The sequence below is a fragment of the Chloracidobacterium sp. genome (assembly GCA_016720705.1).
In the GTDB taxonomy this organism is placed as follows: Bacteria; Acidobacteriota; Blastocatellia; order Pyrinomonadales; family Pyrinomonadaceae; genus OLB17.
In genome coordinates, this window is the sequence record JADKKB010000007.1 from 414226 (window position 1) to 429339 (window position 15114).

Consider the following 15114-nt stretch of genomic DNA (forward strand, 5'->3'; position numbering starts at 1 on the left):
TTAAAGTTTTAAGATGCAAAACTTTCAAATAAGGATGGTATCCGGTACGGGATTTGAACCCGTGTTGCCGCCGTGAAAGGGCGGTGTCCTAACCCCTAGACGAACCGGACACAAACACTATCGCCCTACTTCAGGCGAACGTAAAGAATAACTCACGTCATAAATTGTGTCAAACGGCCAGCGGTACGCACCCTTTCCGGCTTGAACGGCGATGCGAAGTCGCCATTAGGGAGCGAGGCCCCAGACTCGCAGCAATGTGTAAAACTTGTGTCAACAGGTCGCTTTATATTAAGGTTAAGCCACAATGAAAAGAGTATTTCTGATCGACTCGATGTCTCATATATTCCGTGCTTTCTTTGCTCCGATGGGTATGCGTCAGGAACCTATGCGGAATAGCAAGGGCCAGGTGACCCAGGCGGTATTCGTGTTTACAAATATGCTCCGAAAGCTTTTGAATGACGAAAAGCCTGACTACGTTGCGGCCGTCTTCGATACCGCCGCCCCAACGTTTCGTCACGATTCGTTCGATGCATACAAGGCTAACCGCGAGGCAATGCCCGATGATCTCGCTTCACAACTGCCCTTTATTGTTCGCGTTTGTGAAGCATTTAATATACCGATCCTGAAAATGGACGGATTTGAGGCCGACGATATTATCGGCACGCTTGCTAACGAATGCGCGGCCAAGGGAATGCAGGCTGTCATCGTTTCCAACGACAAGGATCTATGCCAACTCGTACGCGACCCATATGTGGTCGCAATGCGGCAAAACTCACAGAATCTTAAACGCAAAGTGCCTGTTCCACCGATCGAGTGGTGCGACGAAGCTTGGGTCAAAAATAAGTTTGGCTTGCCTCCGGATAAGATCGTCGACCTTCTCGGCCTGATGGGCGATGCGGTCGACAACATTCCCGGTGCTCCGGGAATCGGCGAAAAGGGAGCCCTAAAGCTTGTGCTCGAATACGGCTCGGCACTCGGCGCGATGGAGAACGCTGAAAAGATTACGCACAAGACCTATCGCGAGAGTCTTCAAAACAATCAGGACATCATCCGACAATCGCTCGAGCTAGCCACCGTTCACACATCTGTCCCGATCAGCCTCGACATCGAGGCTCTAAAAGCCCAGAAGCCTAACCGAGATCTCGCGTACGAACTGTTTCGTGAACTCGAATTCAAGACACTGACTAACGAGTTTTCAGGTCCCGACACCGCGTCAAGGATCAAGGCAGCCACGAGTTCTGATGGTGGTCTTTTTGATACGCAGCCGAGGAACTCCTCCGACGTCAGCAGCAAGTATTTGGTTGTGAATAGCAGTAGTTTGTTGGACGAGATGATCGGGCGGCTTATTGAGACGCCGCAATGGAGCTTTCACGTAAATGATTCGAATGCTAACGAAAAAGCCAGTTGCTTTGAAAAACCTGCTCCACACGGGATCGGATTCGGCCTCGGAAACGGCGAGGCATTTTACGTTGATCTTGACGGATTTGCCGGCGGCCGGATCGAAGCTCTCCGTCAGCTTAATTATATTCTGACAAGCGAGAACTACATCAAATCGGTCTATGACGAAAAGCGGAATTTCGGCTCGCTTCTTGGATTGGGGATTCGCCCCGCAGGAGTAAAGGATGACGTTCTGATCGCGGCATATCTACTCGAATCGACGCGGACTAGCTATCCGATCCCATTTCTTGCTCAGATATATTCTGATATCGACGCTCAACATACGGTGCCCGAGGGATTTGACGAGGCCGCATTCCGCACTGCTGAAAATGCGGACTTCGTGGCCCGACTTGCACCGATCCTTAGCGAAAGACTTCGCGAGAACAGCCTCGAAACATTGTACAAAGACGTCGAATTGCCACTGATACCGATCCTCATCGACATCGAACTGACAGGTATGAAGATCGACGGTGAGAGCCTTACTATCTTTTCGGAATTTATTTCGAAAGAGCTTGAATCGCTTCGCGAAAAGATCACGACGATCGCCGGACGCGAATTTAATATCGGATCGCCCAAACAGGTCGGCGAGATATTTAGTGAACTCAATATCGAGACTGGCCGCAAGACCGCGACCGGACAGATTTCGACAAGTCACGACGTCCTCGTCGAACTCGCTGAGACGTACGAGATCGCCCAACACATCATTGATTACCGCGAACTCGATAAACTCCGGGCGACCTACGCTGACGCATTGCCTAAAATGATCGCGTCGGACGGCCGAATTCACGGCTGTCTGAATCAAACCGTGGCCGCGACGGGCAGGCTTAGCTCGACCGAACCCAACCTGCAGAACATTCCTGTTCGCACGGAACTCGGTCAGCGAATTCGCAAGGCGTTTATTCCCGAAGCAGGCAACAAGCTCATCTCCGCCGACTATTCGCAGCTCGAGCTCCGCATCCTTGCCCACATCACGCGAGATCCGCGAATGCTGGAGGCGTATAAGAATAACGAGGACATCCACTCGCAAACCGCACGACTCGTTTTTGGTGCAAAGGACGAAAAAGAGTTAAAAGAAAAGCGTCGTCTGGCTAAGATCGTCAATTTTGGTATAGCTTACGCGGTCGAGGCTTTCGGTCTGTCGCAACGTGTCGGTATCAGTCGATCTGAGGCGAAGCAGGTCATCGCGGACTATTTCGAGACCTACAAGGGCATTCGCGAATATATGGATCGAACCCCGTTGGAAGCTCGTGAAAAGGGATACATCACATCGCTGTTCGGTCGCCGGCGGCACTTCCCTTCGATCAACGACCGCAACTTTGCCGTACGCTCGCGTGCCGAACGCGAAGCCATTAATATGCCCATCCAGGGCACGGCCAGCGACATCGTCAAGATCGCGATGATCCGTGTCGCCGCCGCTCTGAAAGCAGAGAAACTCGCAACAAAGATGATAATGCAGGTTCACGACGAACTTTTGTTTGAGGGCCCGGCCTCGGAGGTCGACGCCGCTAAGGTCTTGATAAAACGCGAAATGGAATCCGCCGCCACCCTCGACGTCCCGCTCGTAGTCGAGATAGGCGTCGGCGACGACTGGATGAGTGCTAAGTAGTACTTAGGTCCGTACAGCTAACACTCGCTTTTGCGGCCAAATTTCGTATGACCCAAACCCCCGTCAAATATCGCTGGGCGATCGTCGTGGTCGCAACGCTCGCTCTCGTTGTCAGCAACGGCCTGGCGATCGGCGGCCTGCCGCCGTTTTACAAGCCGATTCGCGAAGAGTTTGTCGCCATTGGTGCGATCGATGCTGCACGAGCCGAAAGCTTTATCGCAAATGCCGCGAATATCACATTTCTGATGTCGGGCGTCTTCTCTGTGATCGGCGGATGGCTGATCACAAAGTTTCGGCTGAGGCCGATGATGCTGGTCGGTTGCGGATTGTTGGGCACAGGCTTGATCGTTCATTCGCAGGCGTTTACGGCAGAGATGGTGTACGCCGCAAGGCTTCTGATGGGCGCATCGCTGGGGTTTGTCGGCGTTGCACCGTGCGTCGTATTGGTTTCAAACTGGTTCGACAAGGGCCGCGGAACCGCTCTCGGAATTGTGTTGACCGGCACGAGTCTTGGTGGGTTTTTAATACCGCTCGTAGCGGCACCGCTGATCGCCAACTATGGTTGGCGATATGCGATGCTGGCCTTTAGTTCGCTAGTTTGGCTAGCTCTGCTTCCGGCGATCATTCTCTTGGTCAAAGAGCCCGCCGCGAATGCTCAGGTCTCTGACCAAGCAGTTAGTGCCGACGGAATGACTCTTGGGGAAGCGGTACGGACGCCCTTGTTTTGGGCGTTTGCGGCGTGTGCGGCACTTGTCTTTTATCCGATCTTTGCGACCAGCCAGCAGTTTATCTTGTACCTGCAAACGCCGAAGATCGGGGTTTCGGCGGAGACGGCAGCGTTTGCACAGTCGGCATTGTTTGCCATAAGTATCGGCGGCAAATTCCTCGCCGGGTACCTGAGCGATAAGTTTCGTGCGGTTCGCGTTATAGTCGCGTGTTCGCTAGTGATGTTTGCGGCATCGCTGGTGCTTCTGGGATTGACGGCGGCAAACTCGATCTTCTTTTTGCTACCTTTTGCACTCGGTTATGGTGGTACATTCGTGCTGCTCCAACGCCTCGCCGCGGACTTTTTCGGCCGCCGTGAGATCGGCAAGATTCTCGGGCTGATTACTCTGATCGAAGTCACCGGTGCCGCCATCGGAGGCCGCATTACCGGCTACCTCGCCGACCAAAACAACGGCGACTACACCACCGCCTTCTACGGAGTAACCATCGCCGCCGCCCTCGCTTTTATCATGACGATCGCGATTTATTTCTTAAGTAACAATCGTGTGCGGGAGTCAAAATCGTGAACGAATTGGAAAGCTCGGACTGCACTAGTCAAAAGACAAAGGTCGAATGGATCGTCGATTACGTTGCCCTCATCATTGCGGGCACAATGTTTGAAACTAAATGCGCGGCTTTGACGGCTTGTGTTAACGACCTTGAGACAATGACCGGCGAGTCCGCCGCGTTCACCGCCGAAGGCCGCAGTGCCACCGACGCCTGCGACGCTTTCGAAGCGGCATTTGGCCAACAAGACTCAGCCGTCGGCAGCCGCGTCGGCAAAAACGCCGAGATCAACGCCAAAATGGCCGAATTCGTCGCCCTAAAAGCCACCGTCACCAACATGGCCCCAAACTTCTGCTTAGGCGATAAAGGCGCCATCGCCGCCTGGCACTCCGCCGCCCACATCGAAGAAGCACCAAAGAATAAGGATCCACCAACGCCACCAACCCCTTAACCCATCTAAAACCACGCACAAAAAAAGGCCGCACCCGCGGCCTTTTTCCTAATATAAAACTCACTCGACTGTGACCTTGTAAGGATCCCTTAGAATGTAACCACTGGTAAGTGGAGATTTCGGCCTTTGAGATAGGATAGAGAAGGAGGCTGAAGATGAAGAGGAGTAAGTTTAGTGAAGGGCAGGTATTGGGGATATTGAAAGCGGTGGAGAACGGTCGGAAGGTGGCTGAGGTATGCCGCGAGCATTCGATCTCGGATTCGACGTATTTCAACTGGAAGGCGAAGTATGGCGGGATGACAGCGAGCGAGATCAAGAGGCTGCGGGAGCTTGAGGAAGAGAACGCAAAGCTGAAAGCGATGTACGCGGAGATGAGTTTAGAGAACCGAGCGTTGAAAGGACTGATCGAAAAAAAGGCTGGTGACGCCGTTGAGGCGAGAGGCGGTCGGGTATTTGAAAACGGAACATGAGCTTAGTGAGAGGCGTGCGTGTGAAGCGGTGTTGATATCGAGACGGGTGTATCGGTACTCGCCGCAACAAAGGGACGACGCGGCGTTGATCGAAGCTCTGGGCAATCTCGCCAGAGACCATCCCGATCTCGGATTTGGGAAGTTCTACGATCTGCTCAAAGCCGACGGGCACGGTTGGAACCACAAGCGTGTGCACCGTGTTTACTGCGAGATGAAGCTGAACAAGCGTCGAAAGTATAAGCGGCGTGTTCCGACGAGGCATCCTGAGCCATTGACGGTTCCCGTCAGTGCGAACCAAAGCTGGTCGGCGGATTTCATGAGCGATGCATTGGGTGACGGACGTCGGTTTCGCACCTTTAACGTGATCGACGACCACCGACGCGAGGTGCTGGCAATCGAGATCGATCTCAATCTCGGAAGCAGAAGGGTCATCAGAGTGCTTGACCGGCTCGCCGAAACGAGAGGCCTGCCGCAGCGGATCCGATTCGATAACGGACCGGAGTTCACGAGCGTAGCAGTCGCGGACTGGGCCGAGCAGAACCAGGTCGAGCTCGCGTTCATCAAACCCGGACGCCCAATGCAAAACGGCTACGTCGAGCGTTTTAACAGGACATATCGTCAGGCGATCCTCGATATGTATATCTTTGAAAGTTTGGACCAGGTACGAGAACTAACGGCCAAGTGGATCGATTTCTACAACCGCCGCCGGCCGCATGATGCTCTGGGAGGCATGCCTCCCAGAGCATCATGCGGACACGTTCTCCTTAACCCGAAAACTCCAATTTAGACGGGTAACAATCAGGGGAGGTTTACAACCTCATTTGTCGGACTTGGCTATTTTGGCATAAATAAAAATCTTCGCTTCCTCTTCGTCCTCACGAATTTCAATATCAAAGTCTACGTTGATAGGTTTATAGTCTCCAGATTCATTTAATTTTGTAAACCATGCTCTAACTAGATGCTCATTGAAAACGTCGCCCACCTTTAAGGGGAACTTCTTAATTAGATTATCCGCATCTTCTTTCGAGAGTCTGGCGAATTCTACTCGATCAAACTTAAATAGACGCCCCTCGTCGATCAGGATCCTGATATTTATCGAAGGATCCATTCCTTTAATCGGAGGTTGCACAAATTTCGGCTCGAATTCAGAACTATACTGAACATAGCCTTTTTCAGTATATTTATCGGCAAGTTTTTCATAAATAAAATCCTGCAATGCTTTACCGTTAAAAATATCTCCAGTCGAATATCCAAGAAGCTCAAGGATTTCTTTTTCCTTAAAAACCGTTGCTCCTTCTACCGTAATTTCTCCGAACGTATATCGAATTCCTTCGTCGACGTCTATGAGGACCTCAAAACTGTCGCCTGCATATCGTCGGGATATACTCTTGATCTTTAACTGTGCGAAACCTTTTGAGAACATAGCTTCTCTAACATATTTCATCGTACAGTATTCGATCTTTCGCTTATCGTACGTTCGCCAACCATCTCCGAGACATGTTATTAAAACGTCAGCAAGTTCTTCATTGGTAAAATATTTCAAACCTCTAAAAACAATGCGAGAGATCTGCGATGGAAAACCCTTTTCAATCGAAAAGATGAGTTTCATCTGCTCACCTTGCAGCTTTTCACCTAAAACGACGACATTGGCCGCGATATATCCCCGCTCGGAGAGAAATTGTTTTGTGGCTTTCAACGCATTTCCAACGCTTTCAGCATCGAATAGCTGACCCGCCTCAATTAGACATCGATTATCTCGTAGATATTTGAGAAGGTCAGTAATATGAACGGGTCTATCATCTGAGTCTTCAGGGTTAAGATAGTCGTAATCTATACCGGGAAAGGTTACTTCAGCTATCTTAGTCTTGTGATCGATGAAGTCCTGAGATTTAGAGAATGGAATAGGGGTGGAAGTGATGCTAGTCGGCTTGTTTACTTGAGCGTAAAGACTGGCCGCCAACAATAATAGTGTAATGGCAAAAAGACTTGTTTTTAAATATCCTGACACCTTCACAAGATTACGATAATTCAATTCGGTTAAATATACTACTGTGTCTGTGATGCATGGATGGGCAAGTTGAATGCTCTGATCGACAGTTCTACCAAACCCCAATTCGTCGTATAATCGCTTCATATTAAATCATTGATGATCGCGGTCGGGTTGGCTTTTGGCTTTTATGAGTAGTATTTATTCGCAGAGTACGACTTAAAGGCAGCTGAACATTGATACGATCATATTTATAGTGCTTTTTTTAGTGGGAAGTATCTTTCTGTTTCGGTCGTCGAATGATGAAGAAGCAATGAGGTCGATGGGAAGGCCCAAAGACCCTGTAATTGCAAAACTCTTGGTCAGAACTATCGCCTGGATCATGCTTGCACTCGTCGGACTTTATCTTTTCATTACATTTTTACGATTGATTCCAAGTATTCCCTAACCTAAACCCCCTTCAAGTTCTACCAAACATCAATTCATCGTATAATCGCTTCATATGAAATCACCGATGATCGCGGTCGGGTTGGCTTTTGCTTTTGTGGGTAATATTTATTCGCAGAGCGATACGGGGAAGGTGCCGGCGGTGACTTATTCTTCTATTTTCTCGTAGATCGAGGCGATCTGGGGTCGGAGTGCGGGTAGGTCGTCGGTTGCGGTTTTCCAGACGACGTCGAGATTGATGCGAAAGTAATGGTGAGCGATCTTGTCACGCATGCGTGCGATCTGGCTCCAGGCGATGTTTGGATGTGCGTCAGTTATCTCTTGCGATAGATTCTTGACAGCTTCGCCGACGACTTCGATGTTTCTCACGAGAGCGTCCTGAAGCATCGGATTCACCTGATAATCTTCTTCGCGGACGCCGTTTATATAATCTGCCACGCGGTCGCAGCATTCGATGATGTCGTAGAGGTAGAGGCGGTCGTGCCTACTTTTCATAGATGACTTGCAGGTCGGCGAGGACATTCTGACGGATCAGCGGGTGAAGCGACGCTTCGGTGGCGAGATCGACGTTGCGTCCAAAGATCTCTGTGAATGTATCTTCGAGGGCGATGAATTCGACAAGGCCGACCGGTTTCGAGAGCCGAATAAGCAGATCGACATCGCTATTCGCAGTGTCTTCCCCGCGTGCGACCGAACCAAAAACGCCCAGCATCGCAATATCTTTGGCGTTACATGCTGCTCTTAGCCTGCTCATTACCGGTTCAAGATTCATATTGTTCCCCGCGTTCATAGTAGCATACCCCAGACACACCCCAGCAGTTCTGACAATCCCGGATTAAGCGTATAATTACATTAAACGAGGGTGGGCAGCACAATCTGCTTGCAACGTGCTGGAAGATTAATCTATCAAACTGCTTCTGTCGATCAAGGGGAATTAAAAACACTAAAAAACTTATGAAACGAACTATCAAGGGGATCTTTGCGTGTGTGGTTTTGGGGATGATGCTGATGTGCGTCGTCTCGGCACAGAGCGTGGTCAAATCGGAAAATGCGCAGGATACGTGCATTGTGAAATATACGGCGTTGATCGCCTCAGCACCGAGGAATGACGACAACTACGCCGAGCGTGCGCGTTGTCACTACTTCAAAAGCAATGAATTAAGAACGAGTTCGAATGGGCACACCGCCGCATCCGATTCGGAGATCGAACTCGCTCTCGCAGACGCACAAAAGGCGATCGACCTAAACCCAAAAAACACGAATGCCTTAAACGTTCGCGGCATCGTTAAGAGTTACAAAGGCGACGAGATCGCAGCGAGGGTCGATTTCGATCGTGTGATCGAGCTAGACCCGCGAGCGTTCAAAGCGTACATGAACCGAGGCATAGGGAAAAATCGGCTAAAGGATTACGCCGGAGCGATCGCCGATTACACAAAAGTCATTGAGATCGCCACACCGATGTCCGCGACCTATTCCGAACGCGGCATCTCCTATTACAACCTCAGCAAGAAAAACGAAGCCATCGCCGACTTCAACAAAGCCCTTCAACTGGACCCGAAAAATAAACAAGCGACTGACGCCCTCGCGAAGATAAACAGCACCGCAACGACCACGCCCACGCCCACCCGGAGAACCCCAACACCCGCAGAAATTAATGAGCAAGCACGCCAGATCACGCCGGAAATGCGTAAGAAAACGGAGGAGCTTCAGAGATCTACAAAAGCCTTGGGAGATGCGGCGGACAAACGTTATCCTGATTCTTCAACCCCTAAAACCGACGCCGAGTGGGAAAAGATCGCCGCTGACTTTAAGCTGAAGATCGAAGACGCTGTTGAGAAGAAAAAAGATGATGAACTGGCGATAAAGATTTACGGAGAGTTTGACCGGGCAACAGAAAGAGGGCGCTTTCAACAACCGGTAAAGTATATTCGCCGACAGATCTTGCGAGTAATGTTTCAGAAAGGCGGCTTAAAATTACCCTCATTTGTATTTAAAGAAATGGATAAGCTGAAATACACCAAAGAGGACAGGTACGTAGTCTTGAACTCAGCGATATATGTCTGATGCCAAACTCTCTTCTTTTCAACCGATGTATGAGATTCCGCATTGTTCCGTCGTATAATTGCATCTATGAAAACACTGTCGGCTTTGTTCGTGTTGGGATTTTTGTTTATGGCTAACGTTTATTCGCAGAGCGAGACGGGCATATTGCCGCCAGCGTGGCAGACGACTGCGGAGAAGACGAATTACGCGAAGACGAGCACCTACGACGAGGCGGTGGCTTACTCAAAGAAGCTGGCGGCGGCTTCGGGTGGTTTGATTGTTTATAAGAGCTACGGCAAGAGTGGCGAGGGGCGGGATATGCCTTTGCTGATCGCTGCAAGCGGCAAGGCTTTTACCCCGGAGATCGCGAGCAAGCAGGGCAAGGCCGTTGTGTTGATACAAGCCGGAATTCACGCGGGCGAGATCGACGGCAAAGACGCCGGGCTCGCACTGCTTCGCGATATTGCGATCACCAAGACTAGACTCGACCTGCTCAAAGACGTCGTCATCCTGTTCGAGGTCATCTACAACGTCGATGGCCACGAAAACTCAAATCCGTTTATGCGTATGAACCAGAACGGCCCCGACGAGATGGGCTTTCGTGCCAACGCTTCGAACCTCAACCTCAACCGCGATTATATGAAGGCCGACGCCCCCGAAACGCGTGCCTGGCTCGGGTTGTGGAATCGTTGGCGGCCTGACGCATTTGTTGATTGCCACGTTACCGACGGTGCGGACTTTCAATATAATCTCACATACGAATACGCACATTTCCAAGAGGTCAACCCGGCGGTAAAGAACTGGATGGACGAGCATTTCGACGGTGTCGTCGTGCCTAACGTAGCAAGTGAGGGCAATCTCCTGACGCATTACATCGAGTTTGCCGGACGCGAAGTGACGAGTGGTATCGCAACTTTTATTGCCACACCAAGATTCGCGACCGGTTACACCCCGCTCCGAAACCGCGCCGGTCTGCTGATCGAAACGCACGTCTACAAACCATACAAGTCTCGAGTTCGCGGCACCTACGACACGTTGCGATATTTTATAGAGGAGATCGGCAAGTCCAAGGCTTCGCTTTTTGCCGTAAACAAAACAGCGGACGACGAAAGTTCTGCTCTGGGTAGGACCTACGACCGGAATGCTAAATTCCCTATAGTACTAGGTGTCACTGATAAAGCGACTGAGATCGCGTTTAAGGGATTGGACTACAGGATCGATGACTCGCCTATATCCGGCGCCAAACGATTAGTTTACGGCACGATACCAACTGATTACACGATCAAAAAGTTTGACGACGGCAAGGTCGTCACGGCAGTTGCACCGCCTCTCGCCTACATCGTCCCACCGCAATACAAAGACGTCATCGACGTGCTAAAGCTGCACGGTATCAAATTCACTATTTTGAAAAAGGCTCAGACGATGGACGTTGAAAGCTATAAGCTGACCGAACCAAAATGGTCTACAAACTCATTTGAGAACCGCATCACACTAAGTTGTAAACCTTTGCCGATAGCCGAAACGCGAACATACGCCGCCGGTTCGGTTGTTGTTAGGCTCGATCAGGACACTGCAAACGTCGCGATTCACCTGCTCGAACCCGCCGGACCAGATTCATTCGTCTACTGGGGATTTTTTAACTCTATATTCGAACAAAAAGAATACGGCGAAAGCTATCAGATAGAAAAAGTCGCTGTCGAGATGCTCGCAAAAGATCCGAAACTTAAAGCCGAGTTCGAAACAAAGTTAAAAGACGAAGGGTTCGCCAAAAATCCGAGAGCACGCCTCAATTTCTTTTACGAACGCTCACCTTATTACTTAAATCAGAAGATAGGAGTCTATCCGGTTGGTCGGATCATAAGTCATAACCACCTGCAGTAACGGGTGGTTATGAAAAAAGGCTACCTCACGGCTCGCCCTCTGATTTTTTTGGTGGAGATGAGGAGAGTCGAACTCCTGGCCTCTGCATTGCGAACGCAGCGCTCTGCCAACTGAGCTACATCCCCAAGATGGCTGTCTTCCTACAACTGAGAATCGAGATCATCGGTAACGTCAGGGCAAATTCTCGATCGTTCAGTTTATCGCTCCAGCGGGCAACAACGAACCTTTCGGATCTGAAGCGTACGCATATCCGTCCTCGATCTTGCCGATGATGCCGTGAAACGTGATATCCTCGCCGCCGAGCACGACCACAACGTCGCCCGGGCTGACCTGTTTTTCGTTCACTGCAAACTTTATAATGGTGGCGTTCCCGTTTTCTGCGGAAACCGATTCGTATTCGAATGAATCAGCATTAAAGCTGAGCGTCTGACAAAATGAAACTTCCATAATCCCAAGTCTATCGTTTTGTTAACGCATAGTCTAAACGACCCCGTGCATAAAGATTAACGCCATGCACAAACCTTAGCACGATCATTCTGCCAACACGCACCATTGCGCGTGAGCGTGCCTAGCGGAGATTGGGCGTGGGTGGCCATTGGATCTTCGTTCCAATATCCCTCAGCGCTGTTCCCGTTTACATTGACGTATGCAAAATACCCGTGTTTCTTAAGATCATAGACCTGGAACGAACCGCCCTTTGCGAGATCGACCCGGCAGCTACCGGAAATATATTTTTTTCCATCAACTTCGAGAAGACAACGGCCAGGCTTCAACATACTCGGTTCGCCGACTTTCGACCTCAAAGGCTTCGACGCAAATGCAACACTGCAAGCCAACACAAATATTAATGCAACAAGAATTATTGATTTCATAATTTAACTCACTTCCAATCCTTATTAGAGTAAAAACACCCGACCTTTTTAGCATATTATTCAGCCGCTTTCAAGATTCGAAAATCAACCGAGATCGCGTCGTGATCTGAGAGTGGAACTCCATTGCTATCGGTCAATTCACCGATGGTTTTCGGCATTGTACCCGGTACGATCTCAATGCCCCGGGCCGCGAACCAATCAAGCCGGACCGACACCTTTCCTCCCACGCGCCCGGCAGCCCAAAATATGAACGGAAAGCACCATTCCGGTACCCAGTCGCGCAAGTTCGTGTTCTTTTCGATGCTCTCGATATGATAATGCAGTGTTCCCGCCCCGATCTCGTTTAGTGACTTGTATTCGAATCCGCGTGCCTCTAGCATCGAAAAAAGCGGTCGTTCAAAAAATCGCTCCGGGTGCGGCAGATGATTGAGTGCCACGTTTTTCGGCCCCATCGCGACACGGCGAAAATAGCCGAAGATCGCTCTTGTACCGCTTTGCGAATTAAATCCGGTCGTATTCCAATCGCCGCCGATAAGCACCGGCAATTGATCGAGGGTCTCAAGGTGGTCGAGAACTATCTTGATCTGCATCTTTCGGTGAGCACGTGAGCAATGTGCGTCGAGATGGATCGTCACCGCCCGAAACTTTCCTGCCGGATGTTCGATGTCAGCAAAAAGCGCACGGAGACTGCCGAGACGCTTTTCTTTACCCCACATCTTGTCCTTACCGTTTGGCAGAGGTACCGCGTGGATATTAGACATCGGGTAACGCGAAAACATCGCAAGCCCGTGTATCGAAAGCGTGTTATCTCCATCCACCGCCGATTCGACGCCGCTTCCCTTTTGAAGAGCAACGTAAACCGGCGCAAATGCGTAGTTCATTTTCAGTTCTTGTGCGATCTGCTGTGCCACAAAGCGATTGCCGCTTCGGGCCATCCCGTGATCAAGTTCGGTCAGTAGCAGCACGTCTTTATTTTTTAGCTCTTTGTGATGTTTTAGGGCATCGACGATGCCGTCGAAGATATTCCCGCGTTCGATATTCCATGCAAGAGCTTGAACATTGCCGGCATCTGCCGCATCGGAGGTGTGCTCGGAAAAATTCTCGCCGACAACGGCATTCAGCACACGCTCCGCCTCGTCTCTGATCTCGGCCCAGATAGGCGAAGCGTGCATTTCCCTTGTCGATTCGAACTTCAAAAGCTCGGGAAAATGCTTGTTTAGATCGTGGTCGAGCATCGATGGCGGATCTATCTGATGGGCTGTTTGCTCTGGCATAAAAAGACCTAGAATACGCGAGCCTCCTGCAAAAGAAAAGGACGGTCACCAACCGCCCAAAGGTTTAAGATTGATCGTTTCATCAATCGTCGTATCTTTCCTTTACCGGTGCAACAGCGAGAAAATCGTTGGTGATCCGCTTAGTGTATTGCCCCATCAGTTCGTAAACGCGCTTCTGATCGTCGGAGCAGAAGATCAGGCCGACGTGCTTGGATTTATTTACTCGATAGACGATCTCGGGATCCGAGTAATGCGACGTGTCCGGCGCGTCAGTGTTAGCGAGTGCGAGTGTGATGCCGGCAAAGTCCCGTCGGAGCTTCGGCAGTTTATACGGCCGTTCATCGGTGGCGGTCTCAAGTTTTGCCCATTCTCGCCAGAGGTTGAAGTTGCAGGCGTGTTCGAGCACGTTGGCGATATATGCTCCACCGACGCGACAGGCGACTTCCAGTAGATAAAATTCTCCGGTGTCGTCGCTCTGCAAAAATTCAGCGTGCGTCACGCCTCGGTCGTATTCAAAGGCCATAAGCAGTGCTCGATTCATTACTTCGAGTTGCTTTCGCTGTTTCGATCGGTATGGGACGATGGATGACGTAAATACTCCGCCATAATGCGAGACTTCAAATGGCGTTGTCCCGTACTGGCTGACGCCGCAGGCGACCACCTTGCCATTACAAACCACCGAATCGATGTGAAAAACGTGGCCTTTGATAAATCGTTCGATCACAAACTGTGAAGGATGATCGCGCCAGTTATTGCGATTATCGAGGTCGTTAAGCACATCCCAAACCTCTTCGGCGGTGTCGCATTTGCGAATGCCAAATGCTGAGACCTCGTGCCGCGGTTTTACGACCCAAGGGGCAGGCACTGTCTTTAGAAACTTATCTATTTTTTCGGTGTTGAACGCACCAATATATTCCGGACACGGTATTCCCGACTTTGACGCCAAATTACGCATCGTCAACTTGTCCCGAAATCGCCTAAGGTATGAACTGCCCATACCGTCGATCTGTAGATGTTCGCGGGCAAGAGAGGCGGTTATCACGTCAAATTCGTCAAGCCCGACAATACGGTCGATCGGCCTCGAACCGGCTAGATTGGTCACGGCCCTGACATAATCAACTGGTTGAGCGTTATCCTCGACTGTCGTGACCTCATCGATACAGGACCATACCCAGTCGTGATCGAGCAGTTGTTCCCGTGTCACGAGCGTGACGTACCAACCTGCCTTGTGAGCCTCTTCTAAAAATTCGTTTCCCTTAAACTCACTCGCGATGCATACAATATGATCCTGCATAAATTCCGTCGGTAAAACCATTTATACACCGTCAGTTTCTGAGATGCTGATTTTATTTTGAATGAAAAGAATGGCACAAT

Annotated in this window: 13 protein-coding genes and 2 tRNA genes; 6 read left to right on the top strand and 9 right to left on the bottom strand. The window is 50.4% G+C overall.

Annotated elements, in window-relative coordinates:
• Positions 1–35: 35 nt before the first annotated feature.
• Positions 36–110: transfer RNA gene (locus IPQ00_09020), tRNA-Glu, on the bottom strand.
• Between the two features lie 194 nt (positions 111–304).
• On the opposite strand from IPQ00_09020, the gene polA reads away from it, so the two are divergent.
• From polA to IPQ00_09040, 4 genes are all read left to right on the top strand, one after another.
• Positions 305–3043 carry a DNA polymerase I gene (gene polA, locus IPQ00_09025; protein MBL0240700.1) on the top strand — a complete coding sequence of 913 codons (2739 nt, stop codon included), beginning with the start codon at positions 305–307 and terminating at the stop codon, positions 3041–3043.
• Positions 3044–3090: 47 nt separating this feature from the next.
• On the top strand, positions 3091–4335 hold the full coding sequence (locus tag IPQ00_09030) for an MFS transporter (protein MBL0240701.1): 1245 nt from the start codon (positions 3091–3093) through the stop codon (positions 4333–4335).
• On the top strand, positions 4332–4766 hold the full coding sequence (locus IPQ00_09035; GenBank protein ID MBL0240702.1) for a hypothetical protein: 435 nt from the start codon (positions 4332–4334) through the stop codon (positions 4764–4766). Before IPQ00_09030 ends, IPQ00_09035 begins: the two co-directional genes overlap by 4 nt.
• A gap of 155 nt (positions 4767–4921) precedes the next feature.
• Positions 4922–6023, top strand: a protein-coding gene (locus IPQ00_09040) for an IS3 family transposase (protein ID MBL0240703.1) whose coding sequence is annotated in 2 segments (ribosomal slippage) — positions 4922–5184 and positions 5183–6023 — 1104 coding nt in all. Because the reading frame shifts where the segments join, the coding sequence is not laid out codon by codon here.
• Positions 6024–6053: 30 nt separating this feature from the next.
• On the opposite strand, the gene IPQ00_09045 is transcribed toward IPQ00_09040, so the two are convergent.
• The 3 genes from IPQ00_09045 to IPQ00_09055 form a co-directional block, all read right to left on the bottom strand.
• The gene (locus tag IPQ00_09045) at positions 6054–7370 is read right to left on the bottom strand and encodes a hypothetical protein (protein MBL0240704.1); all 1317 of its coding nucleotides are present in this window, start codon (positions 7368–7370) and stop codon (positions 6054–6056) included.
• Positions 7371–7817: 447 nt separating this feature from the next.
• The gene (locus tag IPQ00_09050; GenBank protein MBL0240705.1) at positions 7818–8165 is read right to left on the bottom strand and encodes a DUF86 domain-containing protein; all 348 of its coding nucleotides are present in this window, start codon (positions 8163–8165) and stop codon (positions 7818–7820) included.
• Positions 8155–8442 (bottom strand): nucleotidyltransferase family protein, encoded by a 288-nt coding sequence (locus IPQ00_09055; protein ID MBL0240706.1) that lies wholly within the window; start codon positions 8440–8442, stop codon positions 8155–8157. Before IPQ00_09055 ends, IPQ00_09050 begins: the two co-directional genes overlap by 11 nt.
• A 182-nt stretch (positions 8443–8624) precedes the next feature.
• On the opposite strand from IPQ00_09055, the gene IPQ00_09060 reads away from it, so the two are divergent.
• Together IPQ00_09060 and IPQ00_09065 are read left to right on the top strand one after the other, a co-directional pair.
• Positions 8625–9734, top strand: coding sequence for a tetratricopeptide repeat protein (locus IPQ00_09060; protein MBL0240707.1), 1110 nt, complete (start codon positions 8625–8627; stop codon positions 9732–9734).
• Positions 9735–9800: 66 nt separating this feature from the next.
• The gene (locus IPQ00_09065) at positions 9801–11594 is read left to right on the top strand and encodes a peptidase M14 (protein ID MBL0240708.1); all 1794 of its coding nucleotides are present in this window, start codon (positions 9801–9803) and stop codon (positions 11592–11594) included.
• 49 nt (positions 11595–11643) lie between these two features.
• Here IPQ00_09065 and IPQ00_09070 read toward each other — a convergent pair.
• The 5 genes from IPQ00_09070 to IPQ00_09090 form a co-directional block, all read right to left on the bottom strand.
• Positions 11644–11719 (bottom strand) — tRNA-Ala (locus IPQ00_09070).
• 67 nt (positions 11720–11786) lie between these two features.
• Entirely contained in the window at positions 11787–12041 is a 255-nt protein-coding gene (locus tag IPQ00_09075) for a hypothetical protein (GenBank protein MBL0240709.1), read from the bottom strand.
• 56 nt (positions 12042–12097) lie between these two features.
• Positions 12098–12466 (bottom strand): hypothetical protein, encoded by a 369-nt coding sequence (locus IPQ00_09080; protein MBL0240710.1) that lies wholly within the window; start codon positions 12464–12466, stop codon positions 12098–12100.
• Between the two features lie 56 nt (positions 12467–12522).
• Positions 12523–13740 (bottom strand): endonuclease/exonuclease/phosphatase family protein, encoded by a 1218-nt coding sequence (locus IPQ00_09085; GenBank protein ID MBL0240711.1) that lies wholly within the window; start codon positions 13738–13740, stop codon positions 12523–12525.
• Positions 13741–13822: 82 nt separating this feature from the next.
• Positions 13823–15055, bottom strand: coding sequence for an ATP-grasp domain-containing protein (locus tag IPQ00_09090; GenBank protein ID MBL0240712.1), 1233 nt, complete (start codon positions 15053–15055; stop codon positions 13823–13825).
• Between the last annotated feature and the right edge of the window lie 59 nt (positions 15056–15114).

Coding starts and splice junctions, on each gene's coding strand:
- IPQ00_09045 (MBL0240704.1), bottom strand. CDS start 7,370: ATGAAGCGATTATACGACGAATTGGGGTTTGGTAGAACTGTCGATCAG.
- IPQ00_09050 (MBL0240705.1), bottom strand. CDS start 8,165: ATGAAAAGTAGGCACGACCGCCTCTACCTCTACGACATCATCGAATGC.
- IPQ00_09080 (MBL0240710.1), bottom strand. CDS start 12,466: ATGAAATCAATAATTCTTGTTGCATTAATATTTGTGTTGGCTTGCAGT.
- IPQ00_09075 (MBL0240709.1), bottom strand. CDS start 12,041: ATGGAAGTTTCATTTTGTCAGACGCTCAGCTTTAATGCTGATTCATTC.
- IPQ00_09060 (MBL0240707.1), top strand. CDS start 8,625: ATGAAACGAACTATCAAGGGGATCTTTGCGTGTGTGGTTTTGGGGATG.
- IPQ00_09030 (MBL0240701.1), top strand. CDS start 3,091: ATGACCCAAACCCCCGTCAAATATCGCTGGGCGATCGTCGTGGTCGCA.
- IPQ00_09085 (MBL0240711.1), bottom strand. CDS start 13,740: ATGCCAGAGCAAACAGCCCATCAGATAGATCCGCCATCGATGCTCGAC.
- polA (MBL0240700.1), top strand. CDS start 305: ATGAAAAGAGTATTTCTGATCGACTCGATGTCTCATATATTCCGTGCT.
- IPQ00_09055 (MBL0240706.1), bottom strand. CDS start 8,442: ATGAATCTTGAACCGGTAATGAGCAGGCTAAGAGCAGCATGTAACGCC.
- IPQ00_09090 (MBL0240712.1), bottom strand. CDS start 15,055: ATGGTTTTACCGACGGAATTTATGCAGGATCATATTGTATGCATCGCG.
- IPQ00_09065 (MBL0240708.1), top strand. CDS start 9,801: ATGAAAACACTGTCGGCTTTGTTCGTGTTGGGATTTTTGTTTATGGCT.